Source organism: Neorhizobium alkalisoli (assembly GCF_007829835.1).
GTDB lineage: Bacteria > Pseudomonadota > Alphaproteobacteria > Rhizobiales > Rhizobiaceae > Neorhizobium.
In genome coordinates this window covers 158,115-183,792 of sequence record NZ_VIWP01000001.1, presented here as the reverse complement: position 1 = coordinate 183,792, position 25,678 = coordinate 158,115, and the positions used below count along the sequence as shown (strand labels likewise).

General features: G+C 61.1%; 21 protein-coding genes. 1 reads left to right on the top strand and 20 read right to left on the bottom strand.

Going from position 1 to position 25,678, the window contains the following annotated elements; all coding sequences use genetic code 11:
• Positions 1–145 precede the first annotated feature (145 nt).
• From modC to FHW37_RS00805, 15 genes are all read right to left on the bottom strand, one after another.
• Positions 146–1,216, bottom strand: coding sequence for a molybdenum ABC transporter ATP-binding protein (gene modC, locus FHW37_RS00875; protein WP_145631378.1), 1,071 nt, complete (start codon positions 1,214–1,216; stop codon positions 146–148).
• Positions 1,213–1,914 carry a molybdate ABC transporter permease subunit gene (gene modB / locus FHW37_RS00870; RefSeq protein WP_145631375.1) on the bottom strand — a complete coding sequence of 234 codons (702 nt, stop codon included), beginning with the start codon at positions 1,912–1,914 and terminating at the stop codon, positions 1,213–1,215. The genes modC and modB overlap by 4 nt, the downstream gene beginning before the upstream one ends.
• Positions 1,915–2,091: 177 nt before the next feature.
• A complete protein-coding gene (modA, locus tag FHW37_RS00865) occupies positions 2,092–2,874 on the bottom strand; it encodes a molybdate ABC transporter substrate-binding protein (RefSeq protein WP_145631372.1) in 783 nt (260 codons plus the stop codon).
• A 160-nt stretch (positions 2,875–3,034) separates the two neighbouring features.
• Positions 3,035–5,017, bottom strand: coding sequence for a Fe(3+)-hydroxamate ABC transporter permease FhuB (gene fhuB, locus FHW37_RS00860; protein WP_145631369.1), 1,983 nt, complete (start codon positions 5,015–5,017; stop codon positions 3,035–3,037).
• Positions 5,014–5,895, bottom strand: a complete 882-nt coding sequence (locus tag FHW37_RS00855; RefSeq protein ID WP_145631366.1) for an iron-siderophore ABC transporter substrate-binding protein — start codon at positions 5,893–5,895, stop codon at positions 5,014–5,016. Before FHW37_RS00855 ends, fhuB begins: the two co-directional genes overlap by 4 nt.
• Positions 5,896–5,908: 13 nt before the next feature.
• The gene (locus FHW37_RS00850; protein WP_145631363.1) at positions 5,909–6,685 is read right to left on the bottom strand and encodes an ABC transporter ATP-binding protein; all 777 of its coding nucleotides are present in this window, start codon (positions 6,683–6,685) and stop codon (positions 5,909–5,911) included.
• 162 nt (positions 6,686–6,847) lie between these two features.
• Positions 6,848–8,992 carry a TonB-dependent siderophore receptor gene (locus tag FHW37_RS00845; protein ID WP_145631360.1) on the bottom strand — a complete coding sequence of 715 codons (2,145 nt, stop codon included), beginning with the start codon at positions 8,990–8,992 and terminating at the stop codon, positions 6,848–6,850.
• A gap of 163 nt (positions 8,993–9,155) precedes the next feature.
• On the bottom strand, positions 9,156–10,028 hold the full coding sequence (locus FHW37_RS00840; RefSeq protein WP_145631357.1) for an alpha/beta hydrolase: 873 nt from the start codon (positions 10,026–10,028) through the stop codon (positions 9,156–9,158).
• Between the two features lie 122 nt (positions 10,029–10,150).
• The gene (locus FHW37_RS00835) at positions 10,151–11,278 is read right to left on the bottom strand and encodes a M24 family metallopeptidase (protein ID WP_145631354.1); all 1,128 of its coding nucleotides are present in this window, start codon (positions 11,276–11,278) and stop codon (positions 10,151–10,153) included.
• A gap of 2 nt (positions 11,279–11,280) precedes the next feature.
• Positions 11,281–12,501 (bottom strand): M20 family metallopeptidase, encoded by a 1,221-nt coding sequence (locus tag FHW37_RS00830; RefSeq protein WP_145631351.1) that lies wholly within the window; start codon positions 12,499–12,501, stop codon positions 11,281–11,283.
• Positions 12,502–12,523: 22 nt separating this feature from the next.
• On the bottom strand, positions 12,524–14,158 hold the full coding sequence (locus FHW37_RS00825; protein WP_145631348.1) for a dipeptide ABC transporter ATP-binding protein: 1,635 nt from the start codon (positions 14,156–14,158) through the stop codon (positions 12,524–12,526).
• A gap of 10 nt (positions 14,159–14,168) precedes the next feature.
• Positions 14,169–14,993, bottom strand: coding sequence for an ABC transporter permease (locus FHW37_RS00820; RefSeq protein ID WP_145631345.1), 825 nt, complete (start codon positions 14,991–14,993; stop codon positions 14,169–14,171).
• A complete protein-coding gene (locus tag FHW37_RS00815; protein WP_145631342.1) occupies positions 14,986–15,933 on the bottom strand; it encodes an ABC transporter permease in 948 nt (315 codons plus the stop codon). The genes FHW37_RS00820 and FHW37_RS00815 overlap by 8 nt, the downstream gene beginning before the upstream one ends.
• A gap of 60 nt (positions 15,934–15,993) precedes the next feature.
• Positions 15,994–17,544 carry an ABC transporter substrate-binding protein gene (locus tag FHW37_RS00810; protein ID WP_145631339.1) on the bottom strand — a complete coding sequence of 517 codons (1,551 nt, stop codon included), beginning with the start codon at positions 17,542–17,544 and terminating at the stop codon, positions 15,994–15,996.
• Positions 17,545–17,561: 17 nt separating this feature from the next.
• Positions 17,562–18,830 carry a M20 family metallopeptidase gene (locus FHW37_RS00805; protein WP_246690623.1) on the bottom strand — a complete coding sequence of 423 codons (1,269 nt, stop codon included), beginning with the start codon at positions 18,828–18,830 and terminating at the stop codon, positions 17,562–17,564.
• A 162-nt stretch (positions 18,831–18,992) separates the two neighbouring features.
• On the opposite strand from FHW37_RS00805, the gene FHW37_RS00800 reads away from it, so the two are divergent.
• Positions 18,993–19,757, top strand: coding sequence for a GntR family transcriptional regulator (locus FHW37_RS00800; protein ID WP_145631333.1), 765 nt, complete (start codon positions 18,993–18,995; stop codon positions 19,755–19,757).
• Positions 19,758–19,787: 30 nt separating this feature from the next.
• On the opposite strand, the gene FHW37_RS00795 is transcribed toward FHW37_RS00800, so the two are convergent.
• The 5 genes from FHW37_RS00795 to FHW37_RS00770 form a co-directional block, all read right to left on the bottom strand.
• A complete protein-coding gene (locus FHW37_RS00795) occupies positions 19,788–21,053 on the bottom strand; it encodes an alkaline phosphatase family protein (RefSeq protein WP_186458100.1) in 1,266 nt (421 codons plus the stop codon).
• A gap of 110 nt (positions 21,054–21,163) precedes the next feature.
• A complete protein-coding gene (locus FHW37_RS00790) occupies positions 21,164–22,732 on the bottom strand; it encodes an ABC transporter substrate-binding protein (RefSeq protein ID WP_145631328.1) in 1,569 nt (522 codons plus the stop codon).
• 549 nt (positions 22,733–23,281) lie between these two features.
• Entirely contained in the window at positions 23,282–23,971 is a 690-nt protein-coding gene (locus tag FHW37_RS00780) for a DUF4405 domain-containing protein (RefSeq protein WP_145631322.1), read from the bottom strand.
• Between the two features lie 49 nt (positions 23,972–24,020).
• Complete coding sequence (locus tag FHW37_RS00775) at positions 24,021–24,443, bottom strand: cytochrome P460 family protein (protein ID WP_246690674.1); 423 nt, start codon at positions 24,441–24,443, stop codon at positions 24,021–24,023.
• A 155-nt stretch (positions 24,444–24,598) separates the two neighbouring features.
• Positions 24,599–25,675, bottom strand: coding sequence for an alpha/beta hydrolase (locus FHW37_RS00770; protein ID WP_145631318.1), 1,077 nt, complete (start codon positions 25,673–25,675; stop codon positions 24,599–24,601).
• Positions 25,676–25,678: the final 3 nt, after the last annotated feature.

The window sequence follows — 25,678 nt, the reverse complement described above, 5'->3', positions numbered from 1 at the left end:
CACTTGTCCTGCGGACAGTCGATCTGCTGCCCTCCAAGCCTACGATTGCCATTTGGCGGCCTCAGGTCAATGCAGGAAGGGTGGAGATCGGACTATCTCCACGGCTGCCGCGTGCGGAAGACCGTCGCACCCGGCTTGAAGCAGGCTATTGCTCGAGGGCTACCGTCTTGATCACCGCAAAGACCGGCATGCCGAGCGAAAGTGCCAGCCTCTCGACGGAAAGCGCCGTTATCCTGGACAGGACGACATCGTCGCCGCACTGGATGCGAAGACGCGTCATGCCTTCCGCATCCGGCTCCAGCGCACTGATCCGGCCTTCCAGCAGGTTGAGCGCGCTCAATCCCTCCGGACGTTTGATCGCGACCATGACGTCACGCTCGGGGATGTGCACCCTTACCTTGCGACCCGGCTGAACCTGGGCATTGGGGACGATGAGGCTTTCCGACGACAGGCGGATAGTGGCAAGCCCATAGGCCGGATCGACCGTCTCGACGATACCCGACAGAACCGCGCCCGCATCGCGACGGTCGGATGATGACATGCCAGAGCGTCCGAAAACCTCGGAAGGCGTGCCGACCGCGTCGATGCGGCCATCCTTCATCATCACCACCCGGTCGGCGAGCCTCGTCACCTCGGCCAGCGAATGGCTAACATAAACGATCGGCGTCGACGTCTCGTCGCGCAAGCGCTCCAGATAGGGCAGGATCTCGGCCTTGCGTTGTTCGTCGAGGGCCGCCAGCGGCTCGTCCATCAGAAGCAGGCGCGGCGCCGACAGAAGCGCGCGACCGATGGCGACGCGCTGCTTTTCACCGCCCGAAAGATTTCCCGGCCGCCGGTCGAGAAGCGCGCCGATGCCGAGAAGCTCGGTCACCTGCGAAAAATCGACTGCCGGTGCAGATTTCGGCGCAAACCAGCGGCCGAAGAGCAGGTTCTGGCGCACGCTCATATGCGGAAAGAGCCGGCCTTCCTGAAAGACATACCCGAAGCGCCGTTTATGCCGGGGCACGAAGATGCGCTTCTCCGTATCGAGAATGACGTCGCCATCGACGACAAGCCGGCCCCTGTCCGGCTTCGAAAGGCCGGCGATCAGCCGCACCATCGAGGTTTTGCCGGAGCCCGAGCGGCCAAAAAGCGCCGTGACCCCGCTCTCGGATGAAAAGGCGGCATTAAGTTCGAACTTGTCGAGCTTCTGGTGGACTTCGACGACGAGGCTCATTCGACATGTACCTTGCGACCGACGAGATAGGCCATGAATTCCGAGGCAAGCAGCGCCACGAAGGAAATGACGACCGCGACGATCGTCAGCCTCAGCGCGCCAACGTCTCCGCCGGGAACCTGCGTGAACGTATAGATCGCCGCGGACAATGTCTGCGTTTCGCCGGGAATGTTGGAGACGAAGGTGATGGTTGCGCCAAACTCGCCCATCGCCTTGGCAAAGGCGAGAATCATGCCGGCAATCACGCCCGGAAGGATGAGCGGCAAAGTCACCGTCGTAAAGACCCAGGCAGGGCTGGCGCCGAGCGTGCCCGCTGCTTCCTCGAGCTTGCGGTCGACTGCCTCGATCGACAGACGGATGGAGCGCACCATCAACGGAAACCCCATGACACCACAGGCAAGTGCGGCGCCGGTCCAGCGGAAGGAAAAGACGATGCCGAGATATTCGTTGAGAAAAGCGCCGATCACGCCCCTCCGGCCGAACAGGATGAGGAGGAGAAAACCGGTCACGACCGGCGGCAGGATCAACGGCAAATGGACAAGGCCATTCAGCACCGACTTGCCCCAGAACCGCCCCCGCGCCAGAAGATAGGCGATGAACAGGCCGAAGGGCAGGCTGACGACTGTCGCGACGCCCGACACCCAAAGGCTGAGCCGGACAGCCGTCCACTCCTCATCGCTCAGAACCAGCCATTCCAACGGTCACGATCTCCGGATCAGATTTTTGGTCTCAAGCGGCAGGCAATGGGCGCTTCGAGACCGAAAGGACGTTTACAATCAATATCAGAAAAACAGGTGAGAGCGACGAACGAAACGGCCCTCCCCTTTCGGGAGAGGGCCATTCCATACCGTCACGGATCGATCAGGATCGACCCCTTATTTCAGAACCGTAAAGCCTTCCTTCTCGAAGAAGGGGGCAGCCTTTGCGGACTTCAGGAACTCCAGATAGGCGGCCGCATCGGCCGACTTGGATTCGCTCAGGATTGCGACCGGATAGATGATCGCCGGATGGGTGTCCTGCGGGAAGGTGCCGACGATGGCAACGCCCGGGTCAGCGGCTGCATCCGTCTGGTAGACGATGCCGTAAGGCGCTTCGCCGCGCGAGACGAGCGCGAGGGCTGCACGAACGCTCTCGGCGCTTGCAACGCTCTTTTCAACACCGGCCCAGGCGCCGAGCTTTTCCAGCGCTGCCTTGCCGTACTTGCCGGCCGGAACCGAATTCGGCTCACCCATTGCAAGCTTGCCGCCCTTCAGGAGAGCTGCGAGATCAAAGCCCTGACCGATCTCGACCGGCTTTGCATTTTCCTTCGGCGCGACGAGGACGATACGGTTGCCGAGAAGGTTGGACTTGGTGTCTTCCTTCACCAGCTTCTTGTCGGAAAGGTATTTCATCCAGTCCAGATCGGCGGAGATGAACACGTCGGCGGGAGCGCCACCTTCTATCTGCTTGGCGAGTGCCGAGCTTGCGGCATAGGACACGGTGACTTCCTTGCCCCAGGCCTTGTTGGCGTTGTCCAGCGCGTTCTTCATGCTGGCGGCGGCAAAAACGGTGACCTTTTCCTGCGCCAGTGCCGGCGATGCGACGGATGCCAGCGAAACGAAGGCGGCAACGGCGGAAGCGAGGGCTGCTCCAAGCCAGGAACGACGATTGATGTTCATGTTAAACTCCCCAGGATCATCGATATAGTGCGCTCAATATATCGACCGACCGGGCTTTGGCTAGCGTTATATTCATGAAAACATCTTGGAATACACGCATGTTTGATGACCGCGTGTAGCGGCAAAAGAAGCCGTGACGACAACCGCATTTCGCGGATTTCTATCGGACTTTCTTGCTCATCAGGATCATCAGGAAAGGCGCACCGATCAGTGCCGAAACGAGACCGGCCGGGATCTGGTAAGGCGAGACGATGGTGCGACCGACAAAGTCCGCCGCGACCATAAGGCCGCCACCGATCGCGGCTGCGCCGATCATCTGCGGCAAGGCGCGTGTAAGGCCCGCTTCCCGCGCCAGATGCGGTCCCATCAAGCCGACGAATGACAGGGGGCCGACGGTCAGGGTCGCAGCCGCTGTCATCAGGCCCGCAAGCCCGAACATTGCCAGCCGCGACTTTGCCAGCGGCAGGCCGATCGCGATCGAGGGCGCAGGCCCGAGCGGCAGGATATCCAGCCATCGGCGGGCCGCGAACGCCAACGCAACAAGCACGACCGCCACTATGATTTCAGAGAATGCGGATTTTGCATCAATAAGATAGGTCGAGCCGCTCATCCAGCGCATCAGAAGCACTGCTCTTGGATCCCCGGTCGAGCTCAACACACCGACCACCGCGTCCACCATGGCGCTGAGCGCGATACCGGCAAGCAGCACGCGTTCCGGCGCGAAACCCGATTTCCGGGCACTGAAGAAAATGACGGAAAGCACACAGAATGCGCCGATAATAGCAAAGGCGAACTGACCGGAGAAACCGGGCGCGACCGCAAACAGGGCGATCGCCACGCCGAATGTCGCGCCCGCACTGATGCCGAGCACTTCGGGACTGGCCATGTCATTGCCGGTCAGCCGCTGCAGGATCGCGCCGGCGACGGCGAGCATGGCGCCGGAGGCCATGGCGGCAAGAACCTTTGGATATCGGATGGCGAAAATGTCGGCGGCAGAAGCGCCATGCAGGAACGCCCAGTCTCCATTGACGTCGCGGCCGAAGCAAAGGCTGATCGCGACCAGCAGGACGAGGCCGAAGAGGACGATGACAATCGGCATCCTCAACCTAAAACTGCGCATATGGGTGCGCATCGGCATATGCTGGATCCTGTGGCGGATCTTCAGCCGCGGCAGAAGCGCCAGAAGCAACGGCGAGCCAAAGATGGCGGTCACTGCACCCGTCGGCAGGAAATCGCCAAGCCCGCCCGCGACAAGCTGCAGAACGGAATCGGCAAAGAACAACAGCCCGGCGCCGATCAGCGGTGACCAGAAGATCAGCTGTGCCGGACGGCGTGCGCCCGAGAGGCGCGTGATCGTCGGGGCGACAAGCCCGATGAAGCCGATCACGCCGACGGCGCTGGTGACGAAGGCGGCAAGCGCCACCGCACAGGCGACGGTGATGAAGCGCAGGTGAACCAGTTTGACGCCGAGCGCAGTAGAGCCGCTCTCGCCAAGATCAAGCAGCGACAGCGGACGGATCACCACGCCGCAGATAATCGCGACGAGGACAAGCTTCCACGACAGGGAAACGGGAATGACCCAGCTCTGCTGCGACAGCGAACCGGCACCCCAGATGAACAGGCTCGCAAGATAACGATCGTTGAGATAGGTCAGGATCGCCGCAAGGCCGCCGCACCAGAGGCTGAGAACAAGCCCCGACAGGACCAGCGAATAGGGCGAAAAGCCTCGGCGCGCGCCAAGACCGACAACGATCAGTGCCGCCGCGCCGCTGCCGGCAAGCGCGACCAGATCCCTGCCCGCCCCGAGCAGACCCGGCAAAAACAGCGAAACCACCACAAGAGCAAGATTGGCGCCGGCCGAAACACCAAGCGTCGTCGGGTCCGCCAGCGGATTGAGCAGGACCTGCTGGAACAGCGCACCGGACAGGGCGAGTGCCGCCCCGGCAATCAGCGCCGTCGCAAGCCGGGGAAGCGTCGAATAATAGAGCACCATCCGGGGGATGTCGTAGCCAGCCTGCATATCGGGCGCTGCCGGTGTGGAAAGCGCGGGCGCAATGATGAACCACGAGGCGATGCCGCCGGCACAGAGCAGAAGGAGAGCAACGAGTGCCGGTCCAAGATTATCGCGGCGGGATATGGTCATGCCTGTCTTTCCAGATGATCCGTCAGCAGGCTCGCAAAGCGCAGGGCCTCATTGACCATGCCGAACATCAGAACCGGCGGCAGGATCGAGAGATGGCCGGGCTGCGAAAACGGCAGCCGGTTCCAGAGGGGGCTGTCGGCAAGTTTGGGAAAAACGTCCGGCGGAACGGGATCGAACGCGATCAGATGCGCATCCGGATCCTTCACCTTGGACAGGTCCTCGATGCCGATCGTCTCGAACCCCCAGTAATTGGACTGGCCGGCCCAGGCATTGCGAACGCCGATCCGCTCCAGCACGCCGTGAAACAGGCCGGGATCGGAATAGACGCGCGCGTGGCGGGCATCCATGAAATTGACGAGCGCGACCGGCGGCACATTCTTTCCGGCAAGCCGCTTCCGGCAGGTCTCGAAAAAGGCATTCGCATTGGCGAGAAATTCTTCCGCCTTGCTTTCAAGGCCAAGCTCTGCCGCCAGCTTGCGGGTCGCGGCCTCGGCAGAGGTCAGGATCGGGCCGCTGGTCGGTGTGAATATCTCCAGACGCGAAACCTTGGTCACCGACTGCAGCTTGGGCAGGAGTTCGTCGAGATAAGGCGTGGTCAGAATCAGATCCGGCTTCAGCGCCAGCAGGACCTCGAAATTCACCTCGAAGGAACTGCCGATATCGATCACGGACGCGGGCAAGGCCGGCTCGACAACCCACCTCCCCCAATCCGCGAGATCCGAAATCCCGACGGGCGGCAGGCCGAGCGACAGGAGCGTCGAGCTCAATCCGTAATCGAGGCTGACGATTCTTTGCCCGGTAGACTGGGAAAACGCTTGACCGGGCACGCATGCTGCGACGGCCAAAGATTGCAGCAGAGTGCGCCGTGAAAAGGTCATCCTCTGTCCGAGCTCAGCAGACATAGGCAATTGGATGCGGCAAGTCGGGGCCGGAAATGACGTTCATGTCGATCCCGTAGATGTCATGAAGCGTCTTTGCCGAAAGGACTTGCGCCGGGGCACCGCTGGCAACGACCCGGCCACCTTTGAGGGCGTGGATACGATCGCAGAACCGCGCCGCCATGTTGATGTCATGCAGCACGATGATGACGCTGCGCCCGCCTTCATGGGCAAGCCGGCGCACCAGCGACAGAACTTCGATCTGATGGGCGACATCGAGCGCTGCGGTCGGCTCGTCGAGCAGAAGGCAACGCGCGTCTTGGGCAACCAGCATGGCAATCCAGGCCCGCTGCCTTTCGCCGCCCGATAGGGTACCGACGAACCGGTCGGCAAAACGCTCGATATGGGTCGCCCGCAGCGCCTCATCGACCTTTTCCTGATCCGTCTTCGAAAAGCGGCCGAGCGCACCATGCCAGGGATAACGGCCACAGGCGACAAGTTCGCGGATCGTCATGTCGGAGCCGCTGTTGACGTCCTGGGGCAGATAGGCGACCGAGCGGGCAAAGGTCCGGTCGTCGTAATGGCGCAGGTCCTGACCGCCATAGGAGATCGAGCCCGCCGAAGGCGTGGCCTGACGCGCGAGCAGTTTCAACAGGCTGGACTTGCCGGAACCATTATGGCCGACCAGGGCCACAACCTCGCCGGCCGGAAACTCCAGGCTGACATCGGAGAGAATTTCACTATCGCCGATCGACATGCCGATTTTCTCGACGCGAAAGGTTTCCGTCATGTCTGGCGCCCCCGGCGCCGGCTGAAGTTTGGCCACGTCATGTCCCTATTGTCGGAGCGGAAGGCCTACCGAAAAGGCGGCCAAGGCTCCCATGCAATATGCCACCCGCATGGGATCATGCGTGTGGATTTTTCCGCGCCATTGGCACGAGTTTTCAAAAACTTACCAGGAATATTTCAGAGTGCCGACAACCTTGCGGCGGTCGCCGTAATATTCCGTGCCGTAATAGTTGGTGGCAACATATTTCCGGTCGAACAGGTTCGTGGCGTTGACGGCAAGCGTCACGTCCTCGGTGACCTTGTAGCTCACCGCCGCATCGACCGTTGCGTAACCGCCGAGCGAAACGGTGTTCGCATCATCGCCAAAACTCTGGCCGATGTAACGGACACCACCGCCAAGCGTCAGGTCACCGATCTTGTCGCCACCGGGGATCGTGTAGTCGAGCCAGGCGGAGGCGAGATGGCGGGGAACGCGCTGCGGCCGGTTGCCGACATTGCCACCGGTTCCGTCTTCCTTGATCTCGCCATCCCAGTAGGAATAGGCAAGCGTCAGGTTGAGATTGTCGGCAATCGCCGCCTTGCCTTCGAACTCGATACCGCGCACGCCGACCTTGCCAATCTGCTTCTGCAGGATCGGACTGACATAGGTCGGAACATTGGTCTGGGTCAGGTCGAAATAGGCAAGCGTGAACAGGCCGTCAAAGCCGTCCGGCCGATACTTCAGGCCGACTTCGTATTGCTCACCCTTCTGCGGCTTCAGTGAGTCGGAGAGAGCGTAACCATTACCGGTCGGCGTCACCAGCGGCTGGAAGCTTTCCGAATAGTTGGCATAAGCTGCGAAATTGGGCGTGAACTTGTAGGTTACGCCGATACGCTTGGTGAATGCCGTTTCGGTATTGTCGTCCTGCGTTCCGGTGTCGAGGTAATCGGCTTTCGTATTGACATGGTCCCAGCGTCCGCCGAACGTGACGATCCAGCGGTCGTCAAAGGTCAGCTGTTCCTGGCCATAGATGCCAAGCGCCTGCTGCCGCACCCGCCAATCCACATAGGGACCAAGCGTGATGCAGGAGAGACCGCAATAGGTGGGATTGTTGATATCGATCGGACCCGCGGTGCCGAAGAGGATGGTTTCGCGGGTATTGTCGTTGGCGTAATCGACGCCCAGAAGCGTTTTGCTTTCAACGCCGCCCCAGCTCGCATCATATTGCAGCTGGTTGTCGATCATGTAGCGGTTGGAGCTGCCGTCGACGGAAAATGCCGTACGGTCCGCGGTCGGATCGAGCGACGCGCCATAAACTTCCGCATAGTCGAGGCTGACATGCGAATAACGGGCATTCGAGCGGAAGGTCAGGTTCTCGTTGAACTCATGCTCGAACTGAAAGCCGATATCGCCCTGCTTGGTGTTGAAGCGGTTGAAATCCGGCTCGCCGAGGAAGGTATCGATATCGAGATTGGCGCCGGTCGGGAAACCGCGGGCACCCGTTCCATCGCGCTTGTAGTAGTCGGTAAGAATGGTCAGCGACGTGCCGTCATCGGGGCTGATCGTCAGGGCCGGCGCGACATAGATACGGTCGTCATTGGAATAATCCCACCCCTGATCGCCATTCTTGCCGAGCGCCGTAAAGCGGTAGCTCCAGACGCCGTCGGGATCGATCGGGCCGCCGAAATCGACGCCGACTTCCTTGGTGCCGTCACCATAGGACGTATAGACCTCGCCGAACTTCTGGTCCTGTGGCCGCTTGGTGATCGAGTTGACGAGACCGCCGGGACCGTTCAGGCCGAACAGGGTTGATGTCGACCCCTTCAGCACTTCGACTCGCTGCAGGCCATAAGGCTCAAGACGGCTTGCGGTGAAGAAGGCGGGGATACGCTGAGTCAGGCCATCGCGATAGATGCCGAGCGTCGTCTGGTCGAAGCCGCGGATGCGGATATAGTCGTAACGGTCATCATTGCCGAATTCGTCGGTCAGAACGCTCGACGTATAGGCGACGGCCTGTTGCAGGCTGTCAACGTGACGCGTCTCGAGTTCCTTCTGGGTGATGACAGAAACGGAAGCCGGAAGATCGACGACGGGCGTATCCGTCTTGCTGCCGACCGTCGTGTCCTTGGCGACGATGGTCGAATCGGGGCCGACGGCGCGATCCGATTTGCCCTGCAGGACGATGGTTTCCAGCTGGGTGCCATTATCGCTGGTCGCATCCTGCGCCCAGCCAATACCCGTCATCGCCATAAAAACCGTTGCCAAGGCGCTGCTTGCGACAAGATGCCTTGCCGAAACACGCATCCCCCTGCGTCGATCCACCGTCATATTTTCATCCCCTACCAGACTGCATCAAACGATCGATGGCCTCCCCTAGACAGCCACCGCATGAAGGCAGTTAGTCAACCATGAGTAAAATAGTCAAGTTATTTGTAGTAGTGAAAACCGGCCGGGCGGAAGCGATCCACAAAAGATCATTTTCCGTCTGCGTTCATCGGTTTACGGCAAAGGCAATCGCAACCGCACGGTTCACCACGGCAGCCAGAACCGACATGTGAGTCTCGCCCGGGAAGAGCTCGAACTCAGCCCTGATGCCGTCAGCGGACCCGTCCAGGCGCTCCACCATTTCCTGAGCGAGGGATATGGTCCGCTCCGTCCTGTTGTTCTCCAGGCGCTTGGCGGCATCCTCATTCTGGTGCTGGAACGGTGCCAGCTCATCACCTTCGTGCTCGCCGGCAGAGAGATGCAGGAAGGGTGCTGCGCCGGGTGCCGCCATCTTCCGGTTCGCCTCGTTATTGAGGATTTCGCTGCCTTCCCAGAAGATCGAGGGGCTCGCTGCAACCCAGTTGGCGAAGAGATCCGGACGATCGAAGAAGGCGTAGAGGGTAAAAAGCCCGCCGAAGGAATGGCCGCACAGGGTTCGCCGCGCCGGATCGATCGCGACCATTTCAGCGATCTTCGGGAAAAGCTCCTTCTCGATGAAATCGAGCAGCTCGCCGGTTCCACCGATCCTCACGGGCGGACCACCTTCGAAATAGGGCGGATAGCTCTTGATCGGCGGCGGCCCGAGATCCCATGCGCGCCGAAAGGCATCGTAAGGCGAATCCGTCGGATAACCGACCGCCGCAATCACGCCCCAGCCGACATTCGTCCCCCTTGGATAAGGCGCCTGCGTAACAAGGCAGGCGGACGCGAAGGGAAAGGTCGCATTGCCATCCGTCAGGACCAAAAGCGGCCAGCCTTCCTTGGGCGGCGCTTCAGACGGGATATGCAGGAAGATGCGGTAAGGCTCGCCACCACCGGCAGGCGCCAGGTCGAAAAAGCAGGTGCCCGGCATAAAATAGGCTTGGGTGATGTCGCTCATGCTATCCTCATCGACAAGGTCGGATGGAGATAGCTATCGGCAGGCCCATGGGCGGCGCAAGCCAGTGCTGCTTAATTCTGGAGAAAACCACACATGTTTTCTCCAGAATCAAGACCTAAGCGTTAGGCCTCGATCGAGGTCAGAATTTTGCGCGGGCTCTGCGTCAAGCGAATGCCACGGTCTGCACCGACAACAACGGTTTCGCTGAAACCCAACCCCTGAGCCGTCGTGTAGAGATGGAACACCATCCCCTCCTCCAGCGGCCAGTCCGATGTCGGCAGGAAGACGCCGGAAAAATCGCTGGTGCGCGGCGTGCGGGTATAGAGGCCGAGCGTATAGGCGGTGACATTCTCATAATCCGGCCTTAGGCCCGCATCGAGTGCGCCCAGCCGCATGATCGCATCGACATCGCGGGCAATAGCGCCGGGCTTCATAGCGGCGATCTGCCGGTCCTGCAGCGCGACCAGCGCTTCGGCCGTTGCGGAAAGCTCTGCCGACGGCGTTCCGACCATGACCGGGCGCATCATCCGCGCACCATAATTGCCGACGCGCGGGATGAGCTCGACATGCAGGATATCGCCCTCGCCGATCGTCTCGGTCTTGAAGACGCCATGCAGGAATTCATGGCTACCGGACGCCTTGACGACGGGACCGACCTCGCCGGTATCGGCCCCTTCCCGCAGGAAGACACCGGATGCGATTGCAGCCGCATCACGCGTCGTCATACCCGGCCTGGCCTGCTGCGCAATCGCGAGCATCGCCTTGTCGGCGACCCCAGCTGCCTGCTGCAGCACAGCGATCTCGGCTTGCGATTTCACCCAGCGAAGACTGTCGCTAAGACCGGGCATCGGCACCAGATGCGCCTCAGGCAAAAGCACTGTCAGGCGCATGAACGTATCGGCATTCATGCTGTAGGAACGCGTATCGAGACCGATACGCGCCTTGCCGAAACCATGCGCGGTGATGCTCGCGGCGACAGCCGCCACGGCATCCTCCGTATCCCTGAAACCGATGACGTCGGAGATCCAGCTCTTTTCGCGGCAAGGGGCTTCGTCGAGCGCCCGCAACGTGAACCAGGCTTCTCCCTCGCGCGGCAAAAAGGCCGCGCGATACATGGTTTCCGACACGGTGTAACCTGTCGCCCAGGCGAGCAGCTCACCGCTGTCGATCAGGAGAAGATCGACGGAGGCGGCATCCATCGCCGCCCGCGCCAAAGCCGTCCGCCGCTGGTATTCCGCCTCCGCAAACATGATCAGGCCACTTCGCAGATGTCGAGAATGGTCAGCATGTAGACGCGGATCATGTCGAGGAAATCGACGATGTCGACGCGTTCGTCCGGCATGGTGTTGTAACGGCCGCCCGGACCGCAGACGATGCCTTCCATGCCAAGCTCATGGTAAAGATGGCCGGCATCCGTGCCGTAGAAACGGGTCGGCGTGATCGCGCCGGTCGGCTGCTTTTCGCCGCGAACGGCTTCATAGGCGGCGTTGATCGACTTGACGATGCGGCTCTCCGGCGAAACCTCGAAGGGCGGCATCAGCGGACGGCCCTCGATCTGTTCGGGAACGAGCTTGGCCTTGAGACCGGGGAAGCGGCCTTCGAGAGCACGCAGTTCCTTGTCGAGATCGGCAAGCACGCCTTCCTGCGTCTGGCCCGGCGCATAACGGCAGGAACCCTTGAGACGAACGAAATCGGCCACCTGCGGCGGACGCCATTCGGCAAGGTCACGGCCAAGTGCACCATGCACGACGCCAACATGGCCGCGGTTGATCGAGCGATGAACATCGCTCCGGGCGCCGCTGAACGTCATCGCGTTGATGCGCGGGATGATATCGCAGGCGGCTGCGATGGCATCGACCGACTCTTCGCGCTTCGAAAGGTGGCGGGTATCGCCGGTCAGTTCGATGACGTAGCTGAGAGCTGCGGCATGCATGGTGACTGCAACGAGATCGCTCGGCTCGCTGTTGATGAAATAATCAGCCTTGACGCCGCTGCGGATGGCCGCCAGCGTACCGACGCCGCCCTGAAGCTCGCCGACGACGAAGGTCAGCACGACATCGCCCTTCAGCTTGACACCGGCATCGAGCAGCGTCTTGACGGCGCAGAAATAGGCCGCGTCGCCCGCCTTCATGTTGGAAACGCCGATACCGTAGATGAACTTGTCATCGACCAGACCGGCATAAGGATCGACCGTCCAGCCTTCAGTGACCGGGTTGGTGTCGAGATGGCCGTTGAACAGCAGACTTTTTCCGCCGCCCTGCCCCTTGAGGCGACCGATCGTGTTGAAGCGACGGCCTTCGTCAAAAGCCTGAAGCTCAGCTTCGACGCCGATCTTTTCCAGCTCCTTGGCCATCCAGCGGGCGAGATCCTTCTCGCCTTCGGTTTCCGAATGGCTCTTGTGCTGCACCATTTTCGACAGGAAATCGAGGCAGGCCTTTTCGTCGATCCGATCCACCAGGGACTTCGGGTCCATTGTCATGCTCCTATGCTCAAAATCAAACTTGCGAACCGGCCGGAAGAGGCACGGCTGCGATAAGGCGGCGGGTATAGTCGGCGCGTTCCGGGCTATCGATCTCGGTGGCCGGGGCGATCTCGATCAGGTCGCCGCGATACATGACGGCGATCCGATGGGCGATTTGACGGATCAGGTTGAGATCATGGGTGATGAACAGATAGGCCGTGTTGCCGGCCTTCTGCAGATCGAGCAGCAATTCGACGATCGAGGCCTGCACGGACACGTCGAGCGCCGAAGTGATCTCGTCGCAGATGACCAGCCGCGGCTTGGAGGCAAAGGCACGGGCGATCGCCACGCGCTGCTTCTCACCACCGGAAAGCTGATGCGGATAACGGTCCGCATGGGTGCGCGGCAGACGCACTTTTTCCAGCATGTCGCCGACCTGCTGGGCGATATTGCTGCCATCGCCATAGAGTTTCAGCGGCCGCGACAGGATTTCGCCGATCTTGTGACGCGGGTTGAGCGAGGCGTCCGGATGCTGGAAGATGATCTGCACATCCTTGCGATAGGCCGTGTCCATGTCCGAGAGCCCAGTGATCGGGCGGCCGTCGAACCAGATCTTGCCCTCGAACGGGTTGAGACCGGTCATCGCCTTGGCGAGCGTCGATTTTCCCGAGCCGGATTCGCCGACAATACCGAGGATCTCGCCTTCGTTGACGCTGAGCGTCACGGCATTGTTACCCTTCACCCGCGTAAACGCCTTGCCGGTCAGCGAGGCGAGAAGCGGCTTGCGACCGTAATGGACGCTGACGTTCTCGACCCGCACCAGCGGCTCGCCTTCGGTCTTGGTGACGCCGTCGGCGACCAGTCGGCGCGAGGGATTGGGAACTGCGGCACAAAGTTCCCGCGTGTAAGCTTCACGCGGATTGGCGAAGATGTCCTGGACTGGACCCTGTTCGACAATCTCGCCGCGGCGGATGACGGCCACCCGGCTTGCGGTGCGCGAAACCAGCGCCAGGTCATGCGAGATATAGAGCGAGGCAACGCCCGTCTCGGCCTGCAGCTCGACGAAAAGGTCAAGAATCTGGCGCGAGGTGATGACGTCGAGCGCGGTGGTCGGCTCATCGAAGATGATACATTCGGGATTGCAGGCGAAGGCGGATGCGATGACGACGCGCTGCTTTTCGCCGCCCGAAGCCTCATGCGGCATACGCCGCATCATGTCCGCCGGCGTTTTCAGCCCAACATGGGCAAGCATCGCCTCGCCTTCGGCCCAGGCCTGCTTACGGGTCAAGCCGCGATGGCGCACCAGAACTTCGGAAAGCTGGGTGCCGAGCGACAGCGTCGGGTTGAGCGAAGTGCTCGGATCCTGGAACACCATACTGATCCGCTGGCCGCGCATCGCCTCGACTTCGGCATCCGACATGGTCAGCAGGTTTTTAGCGCCGAGCAGGATCTCACCACTCGTCTCACGGGCGTTCTTCGACAGATACCGCATGATCGACCAGGCAAGCGAGGTCTTGCCCGAGCCGGATTCGCCCACAAGGCCGAGGATCTCGCCGCGCGAGATCGACAGATTGATCCCTTTCAGCGCATGGAATGTGCCATTCGCCGTCTCGTAATCGAGGCTGTAGTTCTTGATGTCGAGGACGGGCATTTCTGGAGTACTGGTCATCGTGCCTGCCTCATGTGCGTGGGTTGAGCGCATCGCGCAGCCCGTCGCCGAGCAGATTGAAGCCGATCGAGGCAATGGCGATCGCAACGCTCGGCCAGATCAGGATGCCGGCGGAAAGGTGCATGTAGCGGCGCGCTTCCGAAACCATCAGGCCCCATTCGGCGGCTGGCGGCTGGGCGCCGAGACCAAGGAAGGAGAGCGTCGCGAATAGCATGATCGCGAAGGAGATGCGGATGGTCATCTCGACGATAATAGGCGCCACGACATTCGGCAGCATTTCGCGGCGGATGATGAACGCCGAGCTTTCACCACGGGCCATGGCCGCGTTAACATAATCCTGCTTGCGCACGGAAAGCGCCACGCTTCGTGTGATGCGGGCCATGCCGGGCGCAAAGGCGATCGCGACTGCCACCAGCGCGTTGACCGTGCTGGAACCGAGCAGGTTGACGACGAGAAGCGCGAAAAGAAGGCTCGGGATCGACATCACGGCATCGACGGTGCGCATGATGAACTCGTCGGCGCGGCCACCCAAGAAGGCAGAGGTCGTGCCGATCAGCGCGCCGACCAGCGTTCCGATAATGGTCGCCAGCACCGCCATGACGACGGTGGCGCGGGCGCCAATCAGCAGGCGGCTGAAAATGTCGCGGCCATATTGATCGGTACCGAGCAGATAGGTGAGGCTCGGTGCCTTGTAGCGTGCGAGCGGCGCCATCTTTTCCGGATCGTTGGGGGCGAGCATCGGTCCGAAGATGACGATCAGCAAAACCAGCACGACCACGAAGAGGCCGATGGCGCCCTGCGGCGTGCGCAGGAGACGTTTCAAGAACTCAATCATACTGGATTCTCTTGTCGAGCACCGCGTAGAGCATGTCGGCGATGAAATTGACGATGGAATAGGTGGCGGCCATGATCAGCACGCCGGCCTGGATGACCGGCAGGTCACGGGCCTGAATGGCGACGATCAGCTCGCGGCCGATTCCCGGAATGGCAAAGATTTCTTCAACGACGATGACGCCACCGAGCAGATAACCGACATCGAGCGCGACGATGGTGATCGTTGGCAGGAGCGCATTGCGCAGTGCGTGCCGGCGCAGCACCGTGCCGCGCGACATGCCCTTCAGCCGGGCGGCGCGGATGTAATCGGTATGCAGCACGTCCACCAGTTCGGAGCGCACCATGCGCGAGACGTGGGCAATGAGAATGACGGAGATGACGCAGACCGGCAGGATGAGATGGGCGATCGCGCCGAAAAAGTCCTCGGTGGGCGAGACGTAACCGGTCGGCGGCAGCCATTTCAGCCAGTCGGCCAGAAGAAGGACGGCGACCGTGGCGGTGACGAATTCCGGCAGGGCGACGCCGAGATAGGAGATGAGGCTGACAACGATATCCGCGACCTTGCCGCGGCGGATGGCGGCGATAATGCCGAGCGGGATCGCCAGGATCAGCATCAGACCGATCGACAGGAAGGCGAGCAACAGGGAACGCCCGAGCGCGCTGAACATGGCAGGGCCGATCGGCTGGCCGGTGCGCAGCGAGGTGCCGAAATCACCCTGCAGGAGAGCCCAGAGCCAGTGGCCGTATTGCACCCAGACAGGCGCATTGAGGCCCATCGTCTGGCGCAGCGCATCGAGCGCTTCGGGCGTGGCATGTTCGCCAAGCATCATCACGGCGGCATCGGCCGGCAGGACTTGCGTGATCGCAAAGACGATCAGCGACACGACGAACAGCGTGTAGAAGATCATCAGCAATCGTTTGAGCAGGTAATTCGGGGACACGAGTGTTCCTTGGTCAAGAGAGAGCCGGACGCGGCGGATACCGCGTCCGGAGGATCATGATCAGCCGCGCTTCGGCGCCTTGTCGGTCAGCGAGACGTAGTCGAGGCGGAAGACGGAGGCACGCGGATGGGCTTCAAAGCCCTGAACCCAGCTGCGCTTGGCGGCAAGCACGTCGAAGAAGGCCGGGATGATCGACGGCACTTCCTCGTTCATCAGGGCCTGCGCCTTGGTGTAGAGGTCGGTACGCTTGTCCTTGTCGGTCGTGCCGCGGGCTTCGGCGACGAGGGCGTCGAAAGCCTTGTTGTTCCAACGGGTTTCGTTCCACGAGGCGTCGGACGTGTAGAGCAGCTTGAAGATGCCGTCCGGGGTCGGCTGCATGTTGTAGAAGCCGACGTAGAACGAGCCTTTCTTCCAGACCTGATCGAGATAGGTCGCATGCGGCATCGTCTGCACGTTGATGGTGATGCCGGCTTCCTTGGCCATTTCGCGGATGGCGATGGCCAGCTGGCCGCGCACCGACGGACGGTCGGAAGCGATCAGGGTTGCTTCAAAACCATTCGGATGACCAGCTTCTGCCAAGAGCTTCTTGGCTTCGGCAATGTTCTGCTCACGCGTCGCGACCGGCTTGAAGAACTGGTAGGACGGGTTGAGCGGTGTGTCATTGCCCGGCGTGCCGAAACCTTCGGTCACAAAATCGACCATGGCCTGACGATCGACCGTCAGGGCAAGAGCGCGACGGACGCGGGCATCGTTGAAGGGTGCCGTGTCGCAGCCGAAGTTGATGTTGCAGAACTGGCCGGAGGCAACGCGCAGCGTGTCGACGCCATCCGAATCCTTCAGACGCAGGAATTCGGTCGGCTGGACGGTCGACATGATGTCGGTATCGCCGGAGATCAGCGAAGACCCTTCGGCCGACAGATCCGGGAAGACGCGGATTTCGATACGATCGAGATAGGGGCGCGCCGGATCGTAATAGGCCGGGTTGCGCTCGACGACGATCAGACGATCCGGCTCGTAGGATTTCAGCATGAACGGACCGGTGCCGACAGCCTTGGTGGCCAGGCTCTTGAAATCGCCGGTGGCGATTGCGGCCGGGATGATGCGGGCATTGGTGTAAGCGAGTGCGACCGGAAGGTCGGCATAGGGGCCGGACAGCTTGAAGCTGACAGTCTGCGGATCGACGGCTGAAACCGACGCGATCGGGCCGATATTGTTGCGGCCCGGCGAAGCGTTTGCCGGATCGAGGATCGCCTTGATCGTGGCGACGACATCATCGGCCGAGAAGGCGGAACCGTCATGAAATTTCACGCCCGAACGGAGCTTGAAGGTCCATTCGGTCAGCTCGGCATTGGCAGTCCAGCTTTCAGCCAGATCGGCCTCGACCGACATGTCGACCTTGAGGCGGGTCAGGTTACTGTAGAGCAGTTCGCTGACCAGGTATTCCGGGTTGACGCGGGTGAGCAGCGGATGGATGACGCTGACGGCCTGGTCGATCGAGACGCGCAGCGTGCCGCCCTTGGTCGGAGCAGCAGCGAAGGCGGGCGTCATGGCCGGAGCGGCGAGGATCGCAGCAGTGCCGGCCAGGAAAAAGCGTCGTTTCATTTCAAGCATGCGTGGTCCCCTTCAGGTTATGGACGCGTTTCTGGAATGAGGTCGGCGGCGAAATCAGCCGCCAGATAGGAAAGGATGCTCTTGGCGAGCGCGACGATGTCTTTCTTCGTAGTGTGTTCTTCCGGGCTGTGGATGCAGCTTTCCGGCCGGCCGAGGCCGCTCAGCAGGACTTCCTGGGTAAAGCCGGCCTTCTGGACGTAACCGAAATCCGAACAGCTCGCCGCGCCCCATTTGTGAAAGTCTTCCGGCTTGTAGCCAAAGCCGACCGACAGTGCCTTCTGCCAGCGCGGCCAATGCGGGCCGTCCGGATCCGCGGTCGGGATCAGATGGCCGACAAGATCGATGCCAAGCCCGAGGCCCGGCGTTTCGGCAACGGCCTTCTCGATAACGGCCTCGATCTCGGCGCGGGCCTCATCGTAGCTTTCTTCCGGCGCATAACGGCGACTGACAAGGATTTTTACTTCGGCCGGAACCTGACCGCCTGCCGTGCCGCCCTCGACTGCGGCGATCGTCAGTTGCGGGCGTAGCGGGCCGGTCGCATGCGGCGGCGGGGCAAGCGCTGAGGCGCGGGCGGCAACGACCGGCTTCAGGCCCATCAGCGCGTTCATGACCGGCAGCGCGCCTTCGATCGCGTTGATGCCGGCGCCGGTGCGGTTGCCCTCGCCGGCATGCACGGCATGGCCGCGGATCGTCAGTTGCAGGTTGAAAATGCCGAAACAGCCGGCCCAAACACGCGGTGCCGCCGAGCCGTTGAAATTGAGAATATGGCCCTTCAGCATGCCCTGTTCGGCGAGATAACGAATGCCGGGATAAAGGCCACCCTCTTCGTCCGTGCACAGAAGCAGCATCGGATCATAGGCAAGCTCGACACCCGCCTCTTTCGCGGCCCGCAGCGCCAGAAGGGTCGCGGCGATCGTGCCCTTCATGTCGGCAGCGCCGAGACCGTAGAGTTCGTCGCCCTCGACGGTGAGTTTCAGCGGATCGCGCTGCCAGCCGGGCGCGACTGGGACTGTATCGACATGATAATAGAGGCCGAGAACCGGCTTGCCGGTTTCGCGGGAGGCGACGAGATTGGTGCGGGCGCCGGAAGCCGGGCCACCTTCGACCTTCCAGAGTTCTTCCGGCACGGTGACGCGGGCGCAATCAAAACCCATCGGATCAAGCAGATCCTGCATCAGGTCGGCAAAGGCGTCATACCCCTCTCCCGGCGGGAAGGAGGTATCGACCGCAATCATCCTCGCAAGATCATCGACAGCGACCTCGACATCGCGTTCAATCGCTGTCATGGCAGATGACAGAGTTTCCTGCTGGCGTGCAGGCCGCTGCTCAGACATTGCAGTGTCCTCGATACTCATTGCCGGGGTGCCGTACTTGAGGTTTAATATAAACTATATAGTAATACTGCGTAGATCGACATCGTGAGTCAACTCCAAAGAAGAGGCAAATCTTTGCCCGAATTGCCCAATAATTCATCATCTGCCATCAAGTTGAACGAGCTTTCTTTGCCTCTTTACGAAGTGGTCAAACGGCAGATCACTGAGGCGATCATGCTTGGCAAGCTGGAGCCAGGTGCGGTCCTGCCCAGTGAGGTGGCATTGTCGCAGACTTATGGCGTCGCAGTCGGCACTATCCGGCGGGCGCTGATGGATCTGACCAACGAAGGCCTGCTGGCGAGGCGCCGCAAAACCGGGACGGTCGTCACCGGCCGCAAGCCGCAGCACAGCCTCCGGCTCTTCTTCCAATATTTTCGTCTGCACGGGCTGGATGGCTCGCTCAGCAAGTCGGTGACGACAGTGACGTCCCTCATCCGCGGTCCGGCCTCTGAAGCAGATGCGGCAAAACTGCAGATCGAGGCCGGCGCGCCGATCATCAGCTTCCACCGCGTCAGAACCGTCGATGATCGCCCGATCATGCACGAGACTTTGGCGATTTCGGCCGAGCGCGTGCCGAACTTTCCGGAAAAGGCGGAGGATATTCCCGCCCTTTTCTATCTCCATCTGCTCGACAATTACGGCATCCGCATTTCCGCGATCCGCGAGCAGATCGGTGCCGACCTCGCCAACGATCTCGACAACCGCTGGCTCGAACTCGCCTTGCCGGCCGCGGTGCTGACGATCGACGAAGTGGCCTATGACCAGCTGGCCGTACCGGTTCTCATCGCCTCGCATCGCGCGACGACGGCCAACCACCGCTACGTCAACGAGGTGCAATAAGAGGCAGGAAGCCGGTGTTTCGGCTCCCGGTCAGCGTTCTTGCAGCGGACGCCCGTCGACATTTTCGACCGGAAGGTCGAGATGGCGCAAGGCGGTCGGTGCGATATCGGTGATCGAGGAAAGCCCGGTCACCACATGGCCCGCAGCGAAGCCGGATCCGACCGCCATCAGCGTCGGCCGCGTTTCGAACGCCCCGCATCCACCATGCACGCCGCAATGCTGGCGAATGTCGTCCTCCGTCTCGGAAAAACGCACGGCCATGGCCGAGAGGCCCGGAACGCCGTTGATATTGGTGCCCTCTGTCTTCGCCATATCGATGGCGATGACATCGTCCGCCGGGATCTGACCAAGCCTTGCGAGATCCTCGCCCATGAAGACCTGTCCGACCCAGGACTGTTCGCCGAGCCAGCTCGCAGCCTCGGCGCGACGCGAAAGCGCGTCTCCGCCGAAATGAATGAAGGCCGAGCCACCCTGCGGCGCGACGATGACATCCGGGCTGTCGAGCTCCTTCTTGAAACCTGCCTGGAACAGCCGCCGCTCGACCGGGATGACCTCGGTCACCGCCTCATGCCCGTGGTCGGAACCGATCAGGAAAAGAACGTCATGCCCCTCGTCACGCAGGCGATCGACCATACGGGCGACGCGGCCAACCATCCTGTCGGCGCCCGCCAGGGCTTCCAGATGCACATCGCTGCCGAGCGGCGCCGCATGCATGGACTTATCGGGGTCGGAAAGCCAGAGCGTGGCCGCGGACGGCCGGATCTCGTCGAGTGCGACGAGAAAACGCTCGGTCATGACGGCATCGCCTTCGGCACCGGGCGGCGCGACGATCGTTTCGCCTGTGGGAACGCGGCCCGGACCGTAGCAAAGCTCGCGATGAAACATGTGCGCATGACCATAGCTGTCATGGAAATAGGCAGCACCCGGCGACACGTTGGAGCAGATGACGGCGCCGTTCAGGCTCGCCACGCGTTCCGCAAGTGCCGGCCGCATCAGCATGCGGCCGAAATGCCGGCGATACGTGTCGAAGAATTCCGGCTTGCCCGCGTCATGAAACTCGTGGCCGCCGGGGATCGGCAGCGCGACGGAATTGCCGCGAAGACCGTGTGAGAGCGGCGTGCTGCCGGTTGCGATCGATGCGGACGAAGCGCGGGTTGCGGAAGGAAAGATGCCGCGATGGCTGTCGAACCAGGTTCCGGCGCGCTTCAGGGATGCCATTTCCGGCGTCGTTGCGTCGGAAACGAAATCCGGGCGGTTTCCGTCGCAGATAACGGTGACAACCATCTTGTGGCGCATCGGGCACTCCATGAGCATTCGGTCAAAACATGTGAAAAGACCGCCGGAAAACACAAGGCATCCCGGCGGCAAATCTTTCAGCGATCACAGGGATCGCGGTTCGTTCGATCTCAGGACTGCGGGAAGCGCAGGTTGTCCGGGCGCAGGTCCATGAAATAGAAAGTGGTCGGCCGCCATGCAATCGAGCGCTTGATCGCGTAGGCTTCGGACGGCTGGTAGAGGATGGTGCCGGGAACTTCATCATCCCACTGGTCGAGCATCTTGACGAACAGGTCCTTGCGCTTGGCAGGATCCGTCTCGGCTTCGAGCGCGCGGCCGGCTTCGTTGAAGCCCTTGGCGGAATCGGCACTCCAGATGCCGGTCGTCTGCATTTCGCCGGCCGGACCCCAGGCAACCCAGATGCCGCCGAGCGGATCGGGAAGACGGGTCGAGTTCGACCAGTTGGAAATCTGCGCACCGGCAGCACGCATCTGCGCCGAGGTCTCGACGACCTGCAGCTCGGCATTGATGCCGACGGCCTTCCACATCTCGATCATGATCTGGGCGGCTTCGACGGCATTGGTGTAATAACCTGCCTGGGTGCGATAGGTGATCTTCTGGCCGTTATAACCGGCCTCTTTCAGAAGCGCCTTGGACTTTTCCGGATCGTAAGGCAGCTTGCGGCCTTCGACGAACATCTTGCCGTATTCCGGATAGTTGTGATCGGCCGGAACCTTGGCTTCACCGAGCCACAGCGCATCAACGAGCTTCTGGCGGTCGATCGCGGCGGACAGTGCCTGACGGATACGCTTGTCGGCGAGAACCGGATCGCGGTTGTCGAAAACCAGAACATGGGCGTTGGCGAGAACGACCGAGCGAACTTCGATATCCTGGTAACCACCAACAACCTGTTCCTGGTCCGGCGGGACGTTGGTGATCAGATCGAATTCGCCCGAGACGAGACCGGCAACCCGGGCCGCAAGTTCCGGAACGGCGCGGAAGGTGACGCGCTTGGCGGTCGGCTTGGCCATGAAATAGTCGTCGAAGGCTTCCAGAACTGTGGCATCGCTCTGGTTATGCGAAACGACCTTGTAGGGACCGGTTGCGACCGGCTTGCGCGAATAGGCTTCAAAGCCCATTTCTTCATAGGCGCGCTTGTTGACGATCCAGGCGCACCAGGAAGCCAGGCGCTGCTCGAGCAAGACGTCCGGAACGCGGGTGGTGAAGCGGACCGTATACTTGTCGACGGCCTCGACCTTGTCGAGAATGCTGAAATAGGGCTTGCCGCCGGGGATCTGGGCCTTGTCGCCGCGCAGACGGCCATCGCGGAACGTGTACGCGACGTCTTCCGAAGTCAGCTCGTCACCATTGTGGAATTTTACGCCCTGGCGCAGGGTAACGATGAGTTCACTGGGGCTCTTGCGCTCCCAGGACGTCGCCAGATGCGGCTTCAGCTCCGAACCACCGCCATCCGGCGTGCCGAGAAAGTCGCGACGGATCAGCGTGTCGAAGATCGAATAGGTGACGCGGGTGCCGACATTGGAAAGCTCGCGTGCCGGCTCAAGCGTCGCCGGAAGCGCCGCAACAGCAACCGTGAAGTCCGGGCGGTTTTCACCGGCTGCGAAGGCGAACGGAGTATTGAGGACGAACGGTGCAAGAGCCGCTCCCCCCAACAGATGACGGCGCGAGATGGTGAACATTGGAGGAGCTCCATTTATCGGGAAACAGGTACCGGTAGGCCCGGTGGAGGCTCGTCTTAGGCGGCGATTATAACAGTTGGGTAACTCCGGAATGAACTTTGAATGACCGTTTTCCGACAGTTTGTGACAGCCGCGAAAGGCTACTCCGTCGCAAAAAGGCGTATTCAGCTGACTTGCTGACCATGAGCGACGTCCAAGGCTGGACAGAATTTGAACAAGGAATAGGCAAATCGGAGCCAAATGGTCCCATTTTAGACCTGCGACAATATGCGCAATGCGCCAGGCGCATAGCTGAGCTGCGCAGTGACGGCTAACTCGGGCCGGATAATTCTGTATAAGTGGATCCAACGAAGCGATGTACCTCCTCCCACAGAGCTTCGTGGTTCGGGCGCCCTACTCCTCCTCCCAAGGGTCGCCTGATGGAACAGCGGCACTCCTCCTCCCAGTCGCTGTTCGGATTTCGAAAAGCCTGCCGCACCTCCTCCCGCGGCAGGCTTTTTCGTTTCTGACAGCACTTTCCAGAAAACGTGCTTTTATGACCCGCGAGGCTCAGCGCCCTACCGGCGTGTTCCGGCGCATCCGTCGAAGTGCGATCAGGGCGTAATGCGCCAGAACCGCATAGAGCCCCACGATCGAGCCGTAGTTCAGAAAGAAACCGATCGTCGACTCGTTGAAATCCCACATGTCGAGGGAATAGGTCAGCATCAGCTTCGAGCCGAATGCCATGTCCGACGAACTCTTGATGCCCCAGGCCGCGATTGCCACCGCGATCAGCCGCAGGAAAACCGAACGCAGCCGACTGGGCTGTTTCATCCTGATAAAACCGCGCGCGACATTCATCACCACCTGCCAGCGCGTGCCAAGATGCACTGCCATGATCACCAGGACCCAATAGGCGGCGAACATGTGAATTTCCCGCACGGCGAAGGCGCCGCCCACGGCCGTGAACCTGAACAGATCGCGCGAGATCATCAGGCTTGTTGCCAGCATGATGATCATGCCGATCGCAAGCGAGATGATCATCACCGCATTGATCACGCGCGGCAGATCGAAAGCGGACTTTACGATCTTGCCATACCAGCGCCTGTTGAAGACATTGTGGACGATGATCAGCGCAAAGAGAAACGTGCCGAAAAGCTCATGCGAGAGATTGTCCAGCCACCAATAGGCAAGGCAGGCAATGAACAGCCCGACCGCCGCGAAATCGAGCAGGAGGCGAAAGCGAAGGATATTGCTCACGCTGCCAGCCCCGGCACGCGACGCAGCCCACGACAATACCATATGCGGCTCATTCGAATTCGAACCTTCGCATCTCGTTGAACGAATAGAGAAAGTCGCGATCCGACCGCGACGTATGGCAGGACTGACAGCGAGCCGTGTTTTCGGCCATGTTGATCGACGTCTTGTCCGGCTGGAACCACTGGAATTGCCAGTCGCCGGTTCTGCGGCCCTCGTCATAATCCTGGCCGAAGCCGGCGCCCTTCTCCATCACGAAATAGCGGAAAACCTTGCCATCCCGGTAGTCGACGAGCACGACATGGGTGTCGAGCGGCACCGGTTCCCCACGCTTCACCGCCTCGATAGCCGCCCGCGAGGTCAGCAGGTGTTCCGTCACTTCGCCGCGGGTGACCGTCGTGTAGTGAACCAGCTCGTCGAGATTGGGGAATGTCGTCCGGTTCGGTTCGGCCTGCACCTGCCATCCGGCGAGCATGACCGCTGCGCCTGCAACAAATGCTCCGCCGATTGCTGCGGCAAACCTGTTGCGCTTTTTCGTTCTGACAGTCCCGCTGCTCATTCCGGACTCCACTTCTGTTCTGCTGGAAAGATGAGGATCTCTGGCCCTTGGCGGCCTTTGCGGATGGCCGGTCAATCGAGCTTCTTCTCGGCGAGAAACTTCGACACCTCATCGGCGATCTGGACGTTGTTGAGATCGGACATCAGGAAATGGGTGTTGCCCCTTATGCCGATATCAGGCAGGTGCACGAGCCTGGCATCACCGCCGTGCCTGTTGACCGCATCCACCCAGAGCCTGGCCATGGCCAGCCGAACGCGCCAATTGTCCTCGCCGCGTTCCTTCGTCGGCTCGGTCGAAAAATTGTCGCCGTAATAAAGCACGATGGGGATGCCTGCGAGCTTCTCGAAATCGGCGACGGCGATCGGTTCGGCGGTCAGCGTGCCGGCTGCGCTCGGCATCGGCGGCGGTACTTCGCCTTCGGGGAAGATGAAACCGCTCCCGGGTTCGAACGCGACGATAGCCTTCACATTCGGGTTCTTGATGGCGGTCAACCAACCCGGGCCACCGGCCTGCGAATGGGTGAAGAGGATGCCTGAGCCGATCCTGTCAAAGAGCGCCGACATCGCATCCGAAATGACATTGGCATCATAAGGACCAGTATTCGGCGTCACGGATCGAAGGAACTGATCCAGCACGGCCGGATCGCGATTGAATTGCACGTTCTGGAAATAATTCGGCCATTTGCCAAGGCGGAACTGGTCGAAGAAAAGCTGGTCGTAAGGCGTCGGCTCGATCGTCGTTGCGACCGTGCTGTTGCCGGCGCGACCGCGGCGCGGCTGGTCGACGAGATAGACCGGATAGGATCGGCGCAGGAAAATCGTCTGGAACCCCTCGCGGCCATCGGGTGTCGTCTCCCAGCTTCGCGCCGACTGGAACGCGCCATGCAGCATGACGATCGGCAGCAGCTTCGGGTTCTGCGGGATCTGGTAGAAAGCGTAGAGATGATCACCGTGAAGGCTCTGCCCTTCGGCGCTCGGCGCGTTGTTATTATAAGGCCCCGGTGTCTGCGCCACGGTGCCGCCGACGGCAAAACTGCCCTGCGCCTGGATGGTGATCGGATCGAATTTTGGCGCCGATTGAGCGAGGGCAAGGCCGGGCAGCAGCTGCGCGGTCAGCAGAAGTGGGATCGCAAATCGTCGCAACAGCATGTC

Bases quoted from the DNA above. Each gene is read 5' to 3' on its own strand.
- modC (WP_145631378.1), bottom strand. From the start codon at position 1,216: ATGAGCCTCGTCGTCGAAGTCCACCAGAAGCTCGACAAGTTCGAACTT.
- modA (WP_145631372.1), bottom strand. From the start codon at position 2,874: ATGAACATCAATCGTCGTTCCTGGCTTGGAGCAGCCCTCGCTTCCGCC.
- fhuB (WP_145631369.1), bottom strand. From the start codon at position 5,017: ATGACCATATCCCGCCGCGATAATCTTGGACCGGCACTCGTTGCTCTC.
- FHW37_RS00855 (WP_145631366.1), bottom strand. From the start codon at position 5,895: ATGACCTTTTCACGGCGCACTCTGCTGCAATCTTTGGCCGTCGCAGCA.
- FHW37_RS00850 (WP_145631363.1), bottom strand. From the start codon at position 6,685: ATGACGGAAACCTTTCGCGTCGAGAAAATCGGCATGTCGATCGGCGAT.
- FHW37_RS00845 (WP_145631360.1), bottom strand. From the start codon at position 8,992: ATGACGGTGGATCGACGCAGGGGGATGCGTGTTTCGGCAAGGCATCTT.
- FHW37_RS00840 (WP_145631357.1), bottom strand. From the start codon at position 10,028: ATGAGCGACATCACCCAAGCCTATTTTATGCCGGGCACCTGCTTTTTC.
- FHW37_RS00835 (WP_145631354.1), bottom strand. From the start codon at position 11,278: ATGTTTGCGGAGGCGGAATACCAGCGGCGGACGGCTTTGGCGCGGGCG.
- FHW37_RS00830 (WP_145631351.1), bottom strand. From the start codon at position 12,501: ATGGACCCGAAGTCCCTGGTGGATCGGATCGACGAAAAGGCCTGCCTC.
- FHW37_RS00825 (WP_145631348.1), bottom strand. From the start codon at position 14,158: ATGACCAGTACTCCAGAAATGCCCGTCCTCGACATCAAGAACTACAGC.
- FHW37_RS00820 (WP_145631345.1), bottom strand. From the start codon at position 14,993: ATGATTGAGTTCTTGAAACGTCTCCTGCGCACGCCGCAGGGCGCCATC.
- FHW37_RS00810 (WP_145631339.1), bottom strand. From the start codon at position 17,544: ATGCTTGAAATGAAACGACGCTTTTTCCTGGCCGGCACTGCTGCGATC.
- FHW37_RS00805 (WP_246690623.1), bottom strand. From the start codon at position 18,830: ATGACAGCGATTGAACGCGATGTCGAGGTCGCTGTCGATGATCTTGCG.
- FHW37_RS00795 (WP_186458100.1), bottom strand. From the start codon at position 21,053: ATGCGCCACAAGATGGTTGTCACCGTTATCTGCGACGGAAACCGCCCG.
- FHW37_RS00790 (WP_145631328.1), bottom strand. From the start codon at position 22,732: ATGTTCACCATCTCGCGCCGTCATCTGTTGGGGGGAGCGGCTCTTGCA.
- FHW37_RS00775 (WP_246690674.1), bottom strand. From the start codon at position 24,443: ATGCTCGCCGGATGGCAGGTGCAGGCCGAACCGAACCGGACGACATTC.
- FHW37_RS00770 (WP_145631318.1), bottom strand. From the start codon at position 25,675: ATGCTGTTGCGACGATTTGCGATCCCACTTCTGCTGACCGCGCAGCTG.